The sequence below is a fragment of the Leifsonia sp. NPDC058194 genome (assembly GCF_042883605.1).
GTDB lineage: Bacteria > Actinomycetota > Actinomycetes > Actinomycetales > Microbacteriaceae > Leifsonia.
The window spans coordinates 422,720-441,185 of record NZ_JBHVVL010000004.1; the positions used below are offsets into that span (position 1 = coordinate 422,720).

Annotated in this window: 6 protein-coding genes and 1 tRNA gene; 3 read left to right on the top strand and 4 right to left on the bottom strand. The window is 64.9% G+C overall.

Annotated features, from left to right (window positions below; all coding sequences use genetic code 11):
- The first annotated feature begins 201 nt into the window (after positions 1-201).
- The 3 genes from ACFVU2_RS16925 to ACFVU2_RS16935 all read left to right on the top strand — a co-directional run bounded on the left by ACFVU2_RS16925 (position 202) and on the right by ACFVU2_RS16935 (position 2,174).
- Entirely contained in the window at positions 202-1,164 is a 963-nt protein-coding gene (locus ACFVU2_RS16925) for a C40 family peptidase (RefSeq protein ID WP_387876650.1), read from the top strand.
- Between the two features lie 399 nt (positions 1,165-1,563).
- Complete coding sequence (locus ACFVU2_RS16930) at positions 1,564-2,061, top strand: HNH endonuclease (protein WP_387876652.1); 498 nt, start codon at positions 1,564-1,566, stop codon at positions 2,059-2,061.
- A 41-nt stretch (positions 2,062-2,102) separates the two neighbouring features.
- Positions 2,103-2,174: transfer RNA gene (locus tag ACFVU2_RS16935), tRNA-Arg, on the top strand.
- Between the two features lie 142 nt (positions 2,175-2,316).
- On the opposite strand, the gene ACFVU2_RS16940 is transcribed toward ACFVU2_RS16935, so the two are convergent.
- From ACFVU2_RS16940 to ACFVU2_RS16955, 4 genes are read right to left on the bottom strand one after another with little or no spacing between them, the layout of a single operon-like run.
- Complete coding sequence (locus tag ACFVU2_RS16940; RefSeq protein ID WP_387876654.1) at positions 2,317-4,596, bottom strand: 3'-5' exonuclease; 2,280 nt, start codon at positions 4,594-4,596, stop codon at positions 2,317-2,319.
- 10 nt (positions 4,597-4,606) lie between these two features.
- Entirely contained in the window at positions 4,607-10,912 is a 6,306-nt protein-coding gene (locus ACFVU2_RS16945) for a DEAD/DEAH box helicase (RefSeq protein WP_387876656.1), read from the bottom strand.
- Positions 10,913-10,914: 2 nt separating this feature from the next.
- Entirely contained in the window at positions 10,915-15,471 is a 4,557-nt protein-coding gene (locus ACFVU2_RS16950) for a class I SAM-dependent DNA methyltransferase (RefSeq protein ID WP_387876659.1), read from the bottom strand.
- Position 15,472: 1 nt separating this feature from the next.
- Positions 15,473-18,256 carry a helicase-related protein gene (locus tag ACFVU2_RS16955; RefSeq protein ID WP_387876661.1) on the bottom strand — a complete coding sequence of 928 codons (2,784 nt, stop codon included), beginning with the start codon at positions 18,254-18,256 and terminating at the stop codon, positions 15,473-15,475.
- Positions 18,257-18,466 lie beyond the last annotated feature (210 nt).

Genomic DNA, 18,466 nt, shown 5'->3' on the forward strand with positions numbered 1-18,466 from the left:
AAAAACCTGCGAAAAGATGTGACAAACGGGGAGTCGTCCCGTAGTCTCTTACGAGTCCGAACGGGCCGAAATCGGCCCACCAGGACCCGAACCGGGACGCTCCACACCCCCTGAACCCGTCTCCCGGTTCGTGAAGCCGAAGCCAATTCGCATCGGGCGGGGGCAGCAACCCTAGTGCTGCCGGAGCGCAGGAGGTTGCACTTGGCACACTCGAGTACGCCCGGCCCTGCCCAGGACCGCACGAGCACCGAAGCCACACCGACGACCGATGAGACGGGCACCCCCGCCGACTCCGCACTCGTCTCCCGCCGCTCTCTCCGCGCCGAGCGGACCGCGCAGGCTCACGCCCCGAAGCGCACGGCCGCCGCCGCCCGTGTCGCCGCTCCGGCGAAGCCCGCCGCGACGAAGGCCGCCGCGACCACCGGCTCCACGGCTACCGCCAAGAAGCCCGCCGCGAAGCGCAAGGGTGGCTGGGCCATCAACGCCGCCGTCATGACCGTCGCCACCGGCATCATCGCCACCATGGCCATCCCCGCCTTCGCCTTCAACCAGGCGAACGCCGAGACCTCCGCCTTCGGCCCCAGCGCCGCGGACAGCATGAAGAAGGCCCAGTCGCAGACCGTCGAGGTCGGCACCACGGTCGCCTCCGCCGCCGTCGCCCGCGACGCCGCCTCGGCCACCACCGAGGAGCAGCTCGCCACGCAGAAGGCCGCTGCCGCCGCCGAGGCCGCCCGTCAGCGCGCCGCCGTCACCCTGACGAACTACGCGAACAGCTACTCCGGCCCGTCGGTCACTGACTTCCTGGCCAACCCGCCGTATCCGAACTTCAGCCTCGACTCCGTCTTCTCGGTGGCGCAGCAGTACATCGGCACCCCCTACGTCTTCGGCGGCGCTTCGCCCGCCGGCTTCGACTGCTCCGGCTACGTGCAGTTCGTGTACGCCCAGTTCGGCGTCTCCCTCCCGCACTCCGTGTCGGGTCAGGCCGCCGCCGGCACGCGCATCTCGATCGAGGACGCCAAGCCCGGCGACATCGTCATCATGCCCGGCCACGACGGCTTCTACGCCGGCAACGGCAACATCATGGACGCCCCCGAGGTCGGCCGCTCCATCTCGGTGCGCCCGATCTGGACGAGCAACTTCTACATCGTCCGCCTCGGCATCTGATTCCCGTCCGGCGGGTGAACGCCTTCGTTGCCAGAAGGTGAACACTGGCCGACCGCAGCTGAGAAACGGCGCGCCTCGAATAGGAGGCGCGCCGTTTCTGCGTTACTCTGAACGCCTGATGCCGCTTCATCCGGTTGACGATGTGCCCGGAGTCAGGTCGCCGCGAGCGACCCGACGGGCGGAGCGCGGCCTTCTGCGGGCCGAACGCCGACGCGACTTCCTCCTCTGCCGTCACCATGTCGAGGCGTGCCTCCACCATCACGTGGTGCGTCACCACCACCATGCCGTTCCTTCATTGGGCGCTGTCCGCACGGACAGTGCCCTTTTTGTTTGCCCGGCGCCTGTTCGCCCCGCGGCGCCCCTCACCCCGTCGTCCCTCGCCCTCCCGGAAGGTCGCAGATGAAGACTCTCGTCCTCAACGCCGGCTACGAACCGCTCGCGGTCGTCTCTTACAAGCGCGCCATCGTCCTGGTCCTGAATCAGAAGGCGACCGTGCTCTCCAGTGACGGCGAACATCCCGTGTGGAGCATCTCCGGCAGCTACGAGAGACCGTCCGTCATCCTGCTCACCCGCTACGTGCGCCTCCCGCACGGCCGCACCGTGCCGGTCAGCCGCCGCGGCGTGCTGCGCCGGGACATGCACCGCTGCGGCTACTGCGGCAAGTCGGCCACCACCATCGACCACGTGCAGCCCCGCTCGCGCGGCGGCCGCGACAGCTGGGAGAACCTCGTCGCCTGCTGCCTGCGCTGCAACAACCTCAAGAGCGACCGCACCCCCGCCGAAATGGGCTGGACGCTGAACATCACCCCCCGCGCCCCCCGCGACGCCTCCTGGGTCGTGCGCGGCACCGAGGTGTCGCAACCGGACTGGGAGGACTTCCTGGCTCCGGCGGCGTGATTCCTGGTCCTACTGTCGGTTTCGCTAGACTCGATGGGCTGGCCTCTGTAGCTCAATGGAAGAGCTGCTCCGTCCTAAGGAGAAGGTTGGGGGTTCGAGTCCCTCCAGGGGCACTTTCGCTTTGCATCAAAAGTATTGGTCAGTCGGCCTTTCGCGGAGATCAACTTGTATAGTTTTCTTCGATTCGTCTACATCGCCGTCGCGAACGAGCAACAGGTAGGAGCTGGCGGCCTGACCAAAACTGACGTGACGTATTCAAGCCTCGACGCGCAACAACTTCGACGGCGCACCCGTCGCCGTGACGACGAGTTCATCGCGCGCGCGGCTCGCCGCTACGTAGAGAAGCGAACGCGCTTTCGAGATCGCCTCTGGCATCTCCTCCGAAGGCACATTCTTGATGCTCGCCGGCGGCGGGTACGTTCCCTCCGACACGTCGTAAAGTACGACGCGACTGAACTCAAGACCCTTAGCTTTATGCATTGTCAGCACGGCTGCTTTCGCGGTCGGGAGGTTGTCTCCCTTTGGCTCAGCGACAGGGGTACCGATGCTAGCGAGTTTCTCCTGAAGTTGCGGCGCGCGCGTTGCGGTCAGGATGGCGATCGATGACGCTTGCACACCGTCGTTGATCCAGCTCTCAACAGCCTCGTGAATCGATGCCAGCATCGCGCCCTGCGAATCGCTGACTATCTCGCGCGGCATCGGTCCTCTTCGCGCGGACCGGTATGGTCCGACGAGACCCTCGTCTGCGCCTTCTGGGTCGGGGTATTCGCCACCTTCGAGCACCGTGAAGGCGTAACGCAAGTTTTCGGCCGTGGTGCGGTAATTGAGCGAAAGCCGTCGGGAGCGCCCACGAAGGGGTATGCCGTATCGCGACAGCACGACCGGCTGGCCGTAGATGCGCTGGTGACTGTCCTCAGCGAGGAAGAGGTCGTTCGGACCGGGCGCCACGAGCGCCCGCAACAACTTCCAGTGCGATGGAGCGAGGTCCTGACCCTCATCGACGAGCACATGATCAGCAGGCCGTAACTCGGCATCGTCGAGATACGCGGCACCGATCTCGGCCGCATCCGCAAATGGGAGTCGGTTGCTCAGTCGTGCTGTGCGTCGCTGGCGCTCGATTACAGTCCATACGGCGTTGCGCTTCGTCCTGTCGAGCATGACGCGTCGGCCGGGCCGTCGAACGGTGCGGTACTCGTCGAGCGTCGTGATCCGATTGGGTAGAACGGCTTGAAGGTATTCGGCCTCGAAGAACTGAGGCGACTGGAGCCCGTGGGGGAGGCCACCGCCCGCGATTGCGATGGCTTCGTCCCACCCATCACTGTTCCCGACGGGCGAGCCTCCTGCACCGGCGAGCGGCTCTCCGATCACCCCGGTCGCGGCGGCGTTGTACTCGTTGCCTCCGAGCTTTCGCACGGCGACGGCGAGCTGGTCGATGCCTCGGATGAGCACGCCAGCGGCACCCAATTCCTCCGCAATAGGCACCGAGGGGTCAAGGCGCTCGAGGTCCCGCTTCAGATTTTCGGCGAGCTGCCGGGTGAAGGTCGTGAGGATGACGCGAGCACCGGGATTCGCGAGCGCCAGCCGCCGCGCACGGTGAAGCAGCACGACGGTCTTACCGGTACCGGCGCCGCCGGTCAGACGGAAGGCGCCCTTGAAATCGCGATCCACGTAGCGGCGCTGCTCGGGGTGCAGGAACACTCGCCAGTCGGCAAGGTCGCCAGACTCGATGATGTCCCGCAGTTCGGCGTTGTCGTCGATAAATGTCCACTGGGCTCGGGCGGCTGGATGCTTGAGCGCGGCGAGGATCTGCTCATCCTCGGAGGCCGCCGCCGAAACCGTCTCCACCTCGCCTGTGGCCAGTTCCGTAGGCGCGTCAGGCTCGACGATTCCTTCAGCGTCCGCGGCTTCAAGCGTCTCGACTGCTAGGCCGAGAGCGCTTCTGATATCGTCGACCGTCATGCCCGCGAGCATCCCGTCCAGCACCTCACCATGCCACGTCGTTGGCAGCGTTGCGGCGTAGCCCCGAACGTCATCCTCGGTCACGAGGGTGAAGACGTGATCGGCGAAGCCCTGCGATAGGCCGAACCCATCGACGAGGTCGGACGGGAAGTAGCTCTTGGCCTTGAGGATCGGCGTCGACTCTGCCGCCACCTCAGCGGCGGACGCGTCGGCTGCAGCGATGACCGGCGCGTCCGGCTCCGACTTCTCGATCAGTTCGGCGACGCCGTTGACTGGATTCACACGTAGCACATGCGTCCTGGCGTACTTGATCGCGTCGTCGTGATTCCAGACGCCGGCGAAGAGGTACGTGGGCTCGCCGTTCTCGTGGCCGATCTTGTAGATGACTGCGCGGTACTGGATATTTACGCGTCCGGTCCGCACACGCGGGTCTGCCGAGTTGTTGATCGGTTCGATGTGCAGGCCGGGAGAGGCGTCATCCGACGACAGCTTGGTGAGGAACTCGAAGGCGAGCGCCCGGACGTCCTTCTCCAGCTGCTGCTTTGCGAACGTACCTGACATGACGAGGTTCGGCATACGATCCTTCCTATCCCTCTGCCTGAAGCGCTTCTGAGATCACTGCGGCGTCGGGGGCTATAAGAGACCAGCCGAGGTCCCCGAGCTGCGCTCTGTCTTCATCGATGACCCCGAGGTCGGCTGCGAGTTGGCGACCGGGCCAGCAGATCGCCAGCGGGATGCCGTCTCCGACCTCGACGCCGAGCTCCGGGATCGGCACCCCGTCGATCATCGCAAGTTGCGTCAGTAACGGTCGCTCGGCAGCCGTGGCGCCCGCAATTAGACCGGCCCAGTCTGACGGGACCTGCGGCTCGGCCGCAACGTCGAACGGGAGCGGGGCAGAAAGCACTTCAGATGACGCACCGATGAACGTGGACGCGGCGGCCGGGCGGATCCCCAGCAGGTTCGACCATCGGAGCCAGGTGCGCCATGCGTCTCCGAAGTCATCCTGGGCGACTGCCGCTGCGCGGTCGTCGAGCACGAGCGCAGCATCGAAGTCGGTCGGACTATTGGACCGTGCCGCAAGCACGACGAAGTCGCGTCTTGTCATGACCGACAGCGGCGGAGCCTGCGCGCCGATGCCGGCTGCGGTCTCCAGCAAAACGTCCGCAGCCCACCGTTTCACCGGGGCACCGCCAAGATCGTGGAAGGTGGCACCGTCCCAGAGCAGCATCGGCAGGGCCGCACCGATGCTCTGCCAAGTCGGCAGCACGCCGGGGTCTTGCACGTACTCGATGATCTGGTCGATCGGGTTCTTGACCACATGCGACAAGGCGTGCGCGGGGATGTTCCACATCTGTGCGAGCTGAGTCGCTCGTGCCAGATCGAACCAGCCGGGCGGCTGAGCGGCGGTCGTCGCAAGGACGTGATCGACATCGTCCCAGGTGACGGCGAAGACCAGATAGCCCGCGTCTCGCAGCCAACGTCGTTTTGCGGAGTCATCGGCGATTCGGTTGATATCGGGTGCCGCGTGATACCGCTGGCCATCGGTGAAGATGGCCATGCGGTGGGGGCTGCCGAACATTTCGAGCACGAAGTCGGGCTTCACAATGCCGCCGACGAGTACTTGCTCACGCAGTACCCAGACGACCCCGCCCGGCAAGGTGGCAGTAAGCCGCTGGCCATTTGCGTCGACGCTTTCCGCGAGACTCGCGCCGAGCGTCTGTAGCCGGTCTTTAAGCACAGCTCGGAACGCCGATTCCAAAGGCGGCTCGGGTTTCGGTGGCTCCTGTTCGACGACGACCCACGCGGCCGGATTTTCCTTGCCGTCAGTGAGCAGTTCGGCGAGTATCTGCTCGGCTGCGGCCCGCGAGATGTTCCGTGCTGCGCGGCCCGGTGCAAACGGGAGGAGGCAGCGGTAGCAGGCTGCCTTCCCTTCGCCCTGGCATGGGCAGTCCCTGACCACCGTGTAGGCGGCGTCGAACACGCGGCGGATGCGTTCTGGAGCGGCGAGGTCGGCAAGATAACCGGTTCCACCCGGAACCGCATCGTGAATCAAGAGTGCAGTCGCGTTCTCGGAACCGTCGGACAGTACCGGGTCGGTGATCGGCTCGACCCGGAGGTGGTCGGGGTCGCCGCCGATCGTCTCCCGTAACCCGAGCAGCAGCGCGGCCATCAAGCTATGGAGTTGGAGCCCCCGATCGAGTGAAACCGCTGGCGGCACTCGCAGCACTAGACCCTGTGTGCGGAGTTCGCGCATCAGCGCCAGCTGCTTGGCGTCTTCCTGCGTGGACGTGCGATTCGGACACCAGGCGCGGTGCTCTGTACGGGAGTTCGCGTTCGTGCTCCGGTCGAGTTTGCCGCACAGCCGGCAGACACGGAACAAGGGTGTCTTGAGTTCCTCGCCGGCAAGGAACTTTGGCAGCCCACCCTGCGACTGGGGTCCGAGGTTGATCCACCGGATCGGCATATCACGGCAGAACCGCACAGCGATGCCCTTGCCCTCGACGTACCACTGAGAGGTCACATTTGCGGGGTCGACATCAGCCGAGGCGTACACGGTGAAGTTCTGCTGACGCCGTTCGTCGGCCCGGTCGGTAATCGCCGATTCGTCACGTCGCACTTCCGCGCTGACGCGTTCGAGGGGGAGGATCGGCAGACGCTGGCCTGTGTCGGCGATCTTCGCGTCTCCGCATCGAGGGCAACTTGTGACTGGCGCGTCAGCGAGGGTGAGGTCGAGCCCGAACCCGCATGAAGGGCACAACTGCCACTCGTGCACGTTGCCGCCGTCGGCGCCGAGTTCGATCGCATCGACCGTCATCTCCAGGCCGTGGGCGTAGAACACCGCTCCGGGTGCGAGCTCGCGGATTGCAGTGCTTGCGCCACGCTCGTAGCTGCTGGTCTCGGTTTCGTACGCGTTGCTGTCGGGGTCATACCAGCTCAGGGCGACGTCGAGGCGCACGCTGTCGTCGAGCAGTGTGTAATTCGGCAGGAGGCCGAGAGCCTCCAGCGCCCCTACCCAGTGCTCGCGGCGCGTCTCACCGATCTGCCTGGAGATGCCGCGCTGCGCGCTGAGAGCCGCCCGGTAGTCGATCTTGTCGTTCTCCTCGGCAGCGGGGTGCTCGGCCTTCTGCTTGAGGTCCGGCAAACTCGCCTCGACTTGCTGCAGCCGATAGGTGAGCTGTTCGAGACGTGCCTGCCAGCGGTGCACCGCACTGTAGACGGTCGCGGCAAGTGGGCTGGTTCCTTCGCCAGCTGTCGGGGTGGCCCAGGTCGTCAGGCTCTCGATCGCCCACGGCTCCAGATCGTGGAACGCGGCAAGGAACTGCTGGACGTACTCGGCCGCGTTCCCTTCGGCATCGGCGACGAGGTCGCCTAGGAAGGTGCCCGCCGCTGCTGAGGCGAGAGCTTGGCCGGCGGTGTTCGGCTGATCCACCGACGCCGCTCCTGCGGCGCGCCGGTCCAGCACGGACGCGAGGTACTGCCGTTGCAGAATCTCCTCAGCGTTCAGATAGGTGGCAGGTGGAAGAACGGCCCCATCGATCACGCTCAACGGCTCCGCAAGCCGCGGCAGCTGGTCGCCCCGGCCGGAGACGAACGCGAGATTGAGCGCATTTCCCGTCAGGCGCCCCGCGCGACCGACACGCTGAAGGTAGCTCGCGACGGACCGGGGCAGTCCCGCCAGCATGACGGTTGATAGGTCGCCGATGTCGATGCCCATTTCGAGCGTGGGTGTGGCCACGAGCACGTTGGGGGCATCCGGATTCTCTGCGGACGCCTTGAATTGAGTCTCGTACCTGAGCCGGTCGGCGTCGGTGAGCAGTCCAGTGTGTTCACGTGCGACGACGCGGCGCATATCTCCGCTGGTGTAGAGCGTGCGGTAGTAGTTGTCACCGCCGAGAGCGCGCTGCAGCGATCCCGCGCACCTTGGCGAGGTGCAGGGCGCGCCGTTGAGCTGGTCGACGACCTCCTCGCGGCCGACGACCTTGTTCTCGCAGACGGGGCAGGTGAGCAAATAGCTTCCCGATTCCCAGCCGGATAGATCGGTGGCGGTGACGGTGACACGTTCCTCAGGGATGGCGTAAACCGTGGCGCTGCTCTTGGTGGTGTACTCGGTGAGGATGTGGGCCCGCTCTAGTTCGGCCAGCAAGGCCCGGGTGAGGTGCGTTCCCGTCTGCGCCGTGACACCGAGAGTGTCCCGGGCCCACGTCGAATACCAGCTCTGAGCATTGAGCGCGTTGTCGAGCCCCGATTTCTTTGCTCGCTCCGGTGTGAGCCGACTGCCGAGACGGGGGTATGCCGGGGCATCGCGTCCCTCCGGGAAGGCGGGCATGCCCTCGCCGCGTGGGCGACCACCGGAGATGAACCACCGCGCGCCGTCGTCGGCGATGTACTTCTGATACCACGGGTGATCGATTGCGCCGCGCTCGCGCAGGCGCTCGAGCACTCCGCGAATCCACCACAGGACTGTTGTCTCCGGAAGCGACTCCTCCGGGCGCTCGATGTCTAACGCGTCCGCGCTCAGCGTCGTGGCAATCGCTTTCCGCCCGATCGTCTCCAACTGCCGGGCATCGCCGGCGGATACCCCGGCGGCTACCGCGCCGGTCAGCTCGAGAGTGCGACCGACGCGAGACTGAAGGCCAAATTCGAGCGCGACGTCGAGCAGCAGCCGCCGGCGCACCCGGCGTTTGACCTTGTCTCCGATTCTCCGTTTCGAAGTCTCGTTCCAGAACTCGACGAAGTTGTCGTTGCCGGCGATCTCGGGGGCGAGAAGCAGGTAGCGCTTTGAAGGGGTATCTGCCTGCTCGATCATCAGATCGACGAGGTCACTGAGGTTCAGGGGGTCGCTGCTGCTCGCCACAGCGCGCGTGATGGCGTTGCGCAGCGCGAATACGTGCGCGCGACTCTGTACGAATCCCGCACGATGCGCGGCGTCCTGAACGCTGTCAGTGAAGACTAGCGTCTTCTTCTCGGTCTCAGTAAGTCCGGGGTCACCGAAGAGCGTCGTGATGGCCACGGAGAGCTGCGTGGCGATAGCGCTGCCCACGAACCGGATGCCCTCAGCGCGTCCGCATGACGGGCATACATCGTTCCGTGCTGCTTCCTCAGCGCCCTCGCCAGTGATCGCGAGCACGGGAAGTGCTTCGTCGGTCTCCCCGGCACTGGCGAGGAGCTGGCGCTGTCTTGGTTCGAGCCAGTGCAGGCCGTCGACCGGCGTGCCCTCGTCGAACTCGACGCCCTCACGGGGCGCGTGGATGAGGGCGCGGAACCTCCCATTTCCGGCCAGGCGCTGCGCACCGGGCTCAACCCCATTCCCTTCGAGGTCGTTTCCGATGGGGGCAAGTACGACCCCCCATCCGCTGCGCCCGCAATGCCGACAGTACAAGGCGGGGAACCGAGTCGGAGGCTCTTCCTCTGCGGGGGTCGCGTCTCCGTCATCCCGCCAGTCGAAAAAGACCTGCGCGGTGGCGTGCCGATCCATTCGGGTCAGCTCACGGACCCACAGATGCACGTTCACGTCCAGGGCCTGCCCGAAGTCGGCGGCGGCGCGCACGTGGCTCAAGGCCGCAAGCAGATTCGCCACGAAGACCCGACGCTCTGCCGCGCGCCCGGTCTCGGTCTGAGAAGGCAGGTAGCCGCGGGGGAGGAGCGACTCTGCGAGATCGTCCACTTTGATCGCGCGCTCGGTAAGCGCGATCAGTTCGCGCAGTGCCGGGTGTGCCTTGACCAGGGAGAGCAGATCGGTCCCGCCCAGAGCGCCAGGATCGGTGAAGAGGGAGGTTAGGACGATGTGTGCGCGTTCTTCATCGTTGCTCACGCCCTCGACCGCCGCGTTGATCTCGCGCGCGAGATGATTGGTCAGCTCGGCGGGGAGGATGCCGAACGCAGCGAGGTCCGCCTCGACCGAACCCGCCCAATCGGTCACGGACAGGCGCGTCTCCGTCACCACGTCCTCGGGTGTGAATTCCACACCGAACACGGTTTGGGCGAACGCCATCATCGCTTCCGGGTCGCCCTTGTCGCCGAGCGTCGCGGAGGTGGCAACCGGTGTCATGTACCCAAGCGGGCGCGCGAGTATTGCGTCATCGGTGGCAGCCGGAAGCCATCGCTTCAGCACGAGACCGAGCCGCCGGAGCAGCATCGCCACATCCGTGCCCTGGGCGCCGTCATAGGTGTGAAATTCATCGAGGACGAGGTAGCGCAGGCTCTCCGCGGACTCCGCCCACAACTTTCGGTCCGAATGTCGAAGCAGGAGCTGATCGAGCATCTTGTAGTTGGTCAGCAGGATGTCCGGAGGGTCGTCCCGGATCGCGTCGCGACTCGTGATGAGCGACTCGGCCGTGACCTTGGAGGTCGAGCTCCCGGTCTGGCCGGTATAGAGAGCAGCGCGGATTCCGCGGAGTTGTGGAACTCCTGTGATGAGCGATGCGATACGACGCGCCTGGTCGTTGGCGAGGGCGTTCATCGGGTAGAGGATGAGTGCCTTAATGCCGCCCTGACCTGCAGCCTTCATCCGCACGACATGGTCGAGCACTGGGTAAAGGAACGCCTCCGTCTTACCCGAGCCGGTACCGGTCGTGACCAGGGTGGGATGCGGGCCCGAGTCGCCGTCGCCGAGGTCCCGACTCGTCAGTCGGCGCCAGGCTGCCGCCTGATGGGCGTGCGGCGGATACGGCGGCGTCCACGCGAGCAATTCCTGCCACCCGTCCGCTGCGCCTTCAAACGGCAGACGCAGGCGCGCATACGGTCCGCGGAAGATGCCTCGGTCGGGATCGGTCAGCAATCGATCGAGCTCTTCCTCGGCCTCCGTGTCGGCGAACGCGAACGTCGTCGTGAGGAAGTTCGTGAGAGCACGTCGAAACTGTTCGGCCTCGAGGCTGGGCAATAGTGCACTCACCGTTACACCCTAGCGATCAGCTCCGACGCTCTGCTCACGGCTGGCCCGGCGAACTCATCGTAAGCGCGTCGAAGGTCCGCTTCGCGATCCAGGGTCGTGAAAGGCAGATCGTATCGGTACGCCAGTCCCGATCCCGGGTGTACTGCCGTGCGCTCGGACTCCGGGAATCGTGCAGCATCAGTCGGCTCACCGAGTCGCCTCCAGGTCTGGCGGATACTGGTCGGCACGATCCTGCCGTTGACGTCGTAGAGATAGTCGTCGTGATCGTACTTGTAGAGCACCGGGAACTGCGTCCGATAGAGCGTCAAAAGTTCATCGATTGTGATGCCGAGCGATAGCGCGACGAGGGCGTCAATCTCGAGAGCAGCCCTCCGACGATCGCGAGCCAGACGGAGCGGGGAAGCGGGTGACCACGCTCTCCCCACGACTGCTGCCCACATGCTGGCGTACTTCGAGGACAGGGCGTTCAATTGCAGCACTCGTTCGACGATCAGGGGCCCGTATAGGTCGTGTCGGGCGAGCGGCAGCCGCTCGAAAACCCCTTGATAGATTCCGCTCTTGGGCGTGGCACGCACGCTGAAGTCTGCGATGAGAGATGAGGCCGACCCGAGCCCGAGGAGCAAGTCTTCCGTCCGGCCGTCTGGCAGTCCGAAACTGAAAAGTCCGTTGACGTGAGCAGCACCTGGCGGAATGAGAGCTGGAATCAGCGTGCGTTCGCCAGTATTGGCCGCCATCGCTCGGTAAGCAATTCGGAAGTGCTTGCGGATGGGCGTGGGCCCGTTCGCGGACTTCCATGTGCCAAAAGCCCCTGCATACGTTGCAACGTCGCCATTGGCTTTGTATTGGGTCGCGGGGATGGCGTCAGGTGGGAGGGCTTCGAGGTCGACGGCGGTCCAGTCCTGGTTGTGCAGCATCGTCGGGTTCGGTGATTTGTAGAACGGCGTGCCGACATGCAGGTGCGGGCCCTGCAGGATCACGGAATCCCATGACTCCGGCACGCCCCACTCGGAATCGAAATAGCCCTTCGTGCGGTCGTTCTTCTCATGCCAGCCGGCGGAGAATTGGAGCCCGAGCGAGCCGATTCGTGGGGCGGCGGCCAGCTTGGCCAGGACCGCAGCCGACGCCCGGTTCACGGTGTACACCATGCGTGTATGTGCGACAGGAACCGCCGCGTCCTCCAAGACCTCATGCCATGTGGAGAGTGTGGCGTCGTCAACGCGCTGGATTCGCGATGCGTGGGGCCGGAGGTCCCAGCGCCCCTCGCCGTCCTTCAACCCGGGTTCACTGCCCGAGCCATCGTGTTTGAGGGATCCCTCGACCGTACTCGGGTGATAGAGCGATGTCGCCTGGATGAAGGACGGCGATCGGTCGCCGCCGTAGACATGGACACCGTACGAGACGAGGTGGTGCACCTCAAACAGCGATAGCTCATTCACGAACTGCCAATGCCGACGAAGGCGCCCGTAGGTCCCCTTCCGAAGCCGGCCGGCCTTCTCATCGGTGAAGTGCGACTCCGGATGGATGAGTCCCACAGAACCTCCCGGCCTCGCATGCGTCCACGTCTGCGACATGAAGCATCGGTAGAGGTCAGGCTGGAGTCCCGCAAGGTAGGGGTACTGCTGTGGGTTGCCGACGAATGCTGCGGTCGCAGCGACCTCGGCCGTACCATCCACGACGAGTTCCGCGACTCCTTCAACAGCGAGGGCGTCCACACGGTGCCGCTTGTCTTCGTCTGCCGTCGACTTCGCCTTGAGCTGCCACCACGGGTCGCCCTCCGCAAGGAGCGCGTCCACGTCCGATCGCGGGCGCACCCACGGCGGATTTCCCACCTGCAGGTCGAAGCCGCCCTTGGCGAAGATCGGTGCGAAGTCGAGCTCCCAGTGGAAGAACCCATATTGCCTGGCGATTCTCTCGGCTGCACGCAGCCAGGGCGTGCTGGCGAGCACGTCCTCCAGTGGCTGCGCGCTAGCGAAGCCGAGCTCGATCTCTTCCGTGGTGTTCAGCTCATCCCAGCCGCTCGGAAGGGAGAGTGACTCACCGCCTCGCGTCCGACCTTTGCCCTCGACGTGTATGCCAAGGATCGCTTGGAGGCCACTAATCCACTGATCGAGCGTGGGCGGCTGCGCGCCGTCGGTAAGTGTCCCAGTGAGCGGCCAGAACCACAGGGCGCACCAGGCGTCCATAACGCGGCGCAAACGCTGATACGCGCTGTCCGGGTCGCCGAGCTTGCTCTCGATCTCCTCGCGCCCGACCGAATGCGGTAGATCGTCGCGGGCGCTCTCTGGCCGGCCCCAAAGCGAGATGGGCCGCCGCGCCTCCGCTTCCGCAATCTCGAGCCGGCGCTGCGCCAACTCCCAGAGTGTCTCGACTCGGATCGCTAGGTTCGCGAGGGCGTCCACTTGCTTCTTGGAGGGCTTGGCCCGCAGCGCGTGTCGCCACGTGTTCAGTGCCTTTTGCTCATCCCCCGCAAGGCTCTTTGCTTCCTTTGCCTCCGCTGTCGAACCCCAGCTGTCGGCGGGGAGAAGGAAGTGGTGGATGCCTCCGTTGGTCGATTCGCCGAGCGGCCGATCTGTCGGAATATCTTTAAGCCAGCCTTTGGAGTTGACTTGCTCACGGGAGAATGTCGCGCGACGAGCGCCGATGAGGGAATTGCCGCGGCGAAGATGAAGGCCAAACCACGGCGCGGTCAACCCCTCGCTCATGGTGTCGAGCCAGAGCGATATCTCGGCGAGCTCGACCGCGGTGGCATTGAGGTCGACTCCGTAGACCTGATGAAGCGCGATCGACGCCTTCACCTTCTGGAGTTCGCGGGGACGCTCGTCGGGGTCTACGCGTACGCCCAACTCGGCCTCCTTGCGGTCGAGGTAGTGGTCGGCGAGCTGACGTACGGCCTCAATTGCGAACGCGCCCGAGCCCAGCGCCGGCTCGCAGACGGTGAGTTTCAGGATGTCGTCGGCGGACGTTTCAGGACTGAGTAGTTCTTCGAGCGCCTGCGACACGGTGAAGCGGGTGAGCACCTCGGGCGTGTAGTACGACGCCGACTGTTGGCGGTCGCGACCTGAGAGCCGGTAGACGAAGCTGCCTTTGCGGTGCACGACCGACGTCTGCTCGCCGGTCAGAGGATCCTCCGCCTTGACGAAGTGCTTTTCGTCGAGGTGGCCCGATCTGTCGACGGGGACCACCCACGATCCTTTCTCGGCATTGCCGTCGGGCGCTACCTCGTGCAGGTCTTCCGTAGCGAAAAAACCCGTGTACGACATCAGGCCTTCATAGACCGCGCCGAGCTGGTTAATGCCGAGGTCGGCGTAGGAGATGAAGCCGCGGTCTTTGCCCTTCTGAGCTTTCGACAGCAGCAACCGGTCGAGTACGCGCTGTAGTGCGCCATCCGAAAGTTTCGATTCGGCGATGAGCGCGATCGCCTCGGGCTTGAAGAGATCGGCTCGGAGCGAGTTGAACGTCAGGCCATCGGTCAGGCCGGGCTCATCGCGCACTGGTGAGCCTGTGTCGATCAGCCGGAACAGCACCGCCAGTGAGTCGTACAAATGAGTGCGGTCGACCGCGTCGCCGGTCAGTTCCACGAGGACGAGCTCCCGCATCCGGTCGAGGCTGTAGCCTTCCTCGAACTCGGCCGCCCCTACGGGCAGGACCTTTAGCTCCGGGCTGGCTTCGGCGTAGAGCAGGAAGAGGATGCGATAAATGAAGCGGAGCGACTGCTTGGCGAGGTCCTGAGCATGATCCTGTCTGATCGGATCCTGGCCGAGCTCGATGCGGCGTTGAACGACGTCGTTGGCGATCGTCTCGATCGACAGTCGCACGCCTTCACGGAGGTCTTGGGAGACGCCCACCGTGTGCTTGACGGACTCGTCCCGCACCTTCTGCCACCAGACTGTGCCTTCCGCGTCGGCGAAGACAGATTCGGCGGCGAGTATCGCGGTGAGGCGGTCGAGTTCGCCGCCCTTCTTGGTTTCGTTGCGCTCGGAGGCAAGCTGCACGTCGACCGCAAGGTAGCGGCCCTCAGGCCACCGCTCACGGTCGACGAGGAGTGCCCATCGGCCGGCGAACACGATGACGAACTCAGGTGCGTCATCGGCGACGAGGATGGTGGAGAGCAAACGCGCCAGGCTGGTGACGGGCTTGTCTTCCTCCGGCTCGTAAGGCATGAGCAAGGTGTCGCCGTCTTTGGCGAGGACGTCTTCGACCGTTTCGCTGCTCTTCGCCTCGACGACCGCGACCGCTGATGTAGCGACGCCTCCGACGGTCAACCACGTGACCGGGCCACTCACGGTCCGGTGATAAAGCGGGTCGGTGTAGCCGAGCGCGTCGAGGAGAGGGCGGGTGATCTCCGAGTGCTGCTCGTCGTCCCCGACCTCGTCGAGGCTCGCGAGGGCCTTCGACAGCTGGCCGACAAGCGCCCCGACACGCGCACGCGGTGAATCGTTCAGGGCATCCCATTGCTTGCGGCGCTCTAGTACACGCTGGTGGAAGGACTGCTTGCCCTCCGTGGTGAAGTAGTGCTCGCTAATCCAGCTTTCACCGACGATGAACGCGTCGCTCGCCATGTCAGCCCTCCTTCGGAACGATGACGAGAAGGGGACGCACGAGAGTCTGGCTCGGAAGCATGGACTGCGCGATTGCTTGCTCCGCGGCGACCCGTTCGGTGCGTTCTCGGAGCGCGTGGACTTGCACGAGCGCGCTCGCTTCGTGCTCCCACTCCTCGACGCGAGCGGACCACATCTGCACGCGGTCCTCAATGTCAGCCCGTGCGAATATCTCGAAGTTCTGCATGTTTCGCTTCGCCGTCTCGACGGCCAGCGGAATCAAGTACTGCCAACGCTCAGGATCCAGCGAGCCGGAGTTGGACAGCGGCTTCGTGATGCCGAGCGCGTGCAGGGCATCGCGAGCGGTCGCGTGGACCGACAAGGTGAGACCCGTCGGCGTGATGGCCTCAACCGTCATATATGAGGCTCCCACCACCTGGCCGCGCAGATTCGTGAGCGTGCCGACGAGCAGCACGGTCGGGACAGAGACGTCGCCGGGGATCGCGAAGACCTCGTTGCGCGCCAGCTTGGCCAATGCGCGGTCGCTGGCCCAGTCGAGGACCGGATGCAGAGGGCCAAGGTAATGGGCCTCGGGCCAGAGTGAGGAGGTCTGGGCGTTATCGCGAGCCTGCTTGAGTGCGACGTTCGCCGTCTGCGGACGTGTGGCGAGCGTGAGGGATTCGACGACGTGCCTGGTCTGAAGATACGCCTGCGGGAGCACGGCCAACCGTTGTGCAAGATCGCGCGGAGGCGTGACCGTTAGCACGCCATGATCCGTACGGGCGTCGAGGCCAAAGCCGCCGCGGGCGAGACTTGCCTCGGGTGTGTCGGACAGCTCGCGGAGTGCCTCGACGAAGTACTCGTCGGCCCGATCGAAAAGCGCGAGGTCGGGAACTTCCTCGATCGTCACCGCCGGATGTGCCTCCGCTTCCGCCGCGAGTGCTAGGAACGCAGCGAACGGATCGTCCGAGTGCTTCACCTCTGACACCTCAGGAACAACCTCGTCGAAGTCGATGCCTGCCGCGAGCGCCTCGATGATGGCGCGCTCCTCCGCCTCCGCGTCATACTTGCCCATCAGGCTCGCGGAGTCGCCCAGTGCAGTGTGCGCCTCGTTCTCGCGGTTGAGCAGCCGCGTGAGCACTCGCACGTCACCGCGGAACTTGTCGTTTTCGGGGTTCAGCAACAGTGTCGTGATCCGCGGCGGATGCTTCTGCCCGTAACGATCGATGCGGCCGTTGCGCTGCTCGACGCGGATCAGGCTCCACGGGATGTCGTAGTGGATCAGCTCATGACATTGGGCATGCAGATTGACGCCTTCGGAGGCGATGTCACCGGTGACGAGCACGCGGATCGGGCTCGACGCGAGCTTGAAGCTCTCGACGACCTCCTGCTGCTCAACATCACTCAGTCCGCCGTGGAGGACGGCCACCTGATCGGGCCTGAGCTTGAGGTCTTTGCGGAGTTGCGTCTGCAACCAGGCGAGCGTCGGGACGCGCTCTGAAAAGATCACTGCGCGTTCGCTCGACGCCGGACCGACTCCGATGCCGCGGAGCGTCTCCAGGAGCTTCCCGTACTTGGCCGACGATGCCGGCGCCACGTTCTCGGACAAGTCCAGCAGGCGCTGGAGCGCAGCCCGCTCGATCGCGGCCTTGTCGCCCGCCTTGAGCCGCTTCAACCGCTCGGAAACAGTGTCTTGAAATGCAGGCAGCGACGAGAGAAACGCCTTGGCGAGCGTCCAAGGGAAAAGGGAGGCGTTTTGACCCGAGTACGGACTCTGGCCGCCCTCCGGATGGAGCCAGACCCTCGCGAGTTCATCGGCGAGTGCGTTCTCGGCTTGCGACGCGGGAATGAGCACATTGTTCGGCGGGAGCCGCTCGGCCCAGTCGCTGCCGACCTCGACCTTGACCTCCGGACTATAGCGATGGCGACGAATCACGAGTTTCTTTAGGAGGGCCGGATTGATGTCTCCCTGAGGGGATACCGCCGTCGGTTCCAGGAGACGAATCAGCTCGGCGAACGACTCCTTCTTGCCGTTGTGCGGGGTCGCGCTGGCAAGGATTAGCGCCTCGGTCTGCGGCGCGAGAATGCGGGCGAGCCGGTTATTCAACGTGACGCCGGTAATGTTGTGCGACTCGTCGATGACAACCGCGTCCCACTTGAAGTCGCGCAGATGCTGGATGTACCGATCTTGCTTGAGAGTGTCGATCGAGATGATCGCCCGCTTGAACTTGCTAAACGGGTTGCGTGTCGCCGGCAGCTCCTGCCGCACTCGCTGGATCCCGACCGAGTCGAGGCGGACGAATGGCAACGCGAACCGGGTCCACATCTCGAACTGCATTTGCTCCAGCACGTGCTTCGGCGTAACGATCAGAATGCGTTCGCCCCGACCCCGGCGGACCAGCTCGGAGAGGATCATCCCAATCTCGATCGTCTTGCCCAGGCCTACGGCGTCGGCAATGAGCAGACGAGGCCGCAGAAGGTCCCGATCGAACGCCTGCCGCACGGCGGCGCGCTGGTAGCCGAGAGTGTCAGCGAGCATGTGCGACGAGACGCTCAGCTCGGTACCGCCGAGCGGAAGAGGCGTCTTGCGAATAGTGGCTTCGAGCCAGAGCTTCGCGCGGCGATAGCCGGGCGAATTGTCGGCCTTTATCGTCGCCGCCGCGGGGTCGAGCGGTTCGATCTCGTCGAAGTCGCTGTAGAAGCTCGCCGTCGTGCCACGCACCAGCTCACTTAGTCCTTGCACGCGAACGAGGCGCCCGGACTTCGTCTCCTCGGTTGCGAGCACCAGCCATTCCGCGTCGCGCACGATAACTATGGAGCCGGGTGCTATCGCAGCTCCTGAGCTAATAGACACGCCTGCTCCTATTCTTGCTGAACTGTTCTGTCCTCAGGGTAGTGAGACGAGAAGGGGTGGCTGGGGTTGTGCGCAACCGAGTAACACTATCGGTGAAACCTGCTCACACGTTATGTGCGACGGGTCGCAGTGGGTCGACAACTAGACGAACGCCGGAGCGTC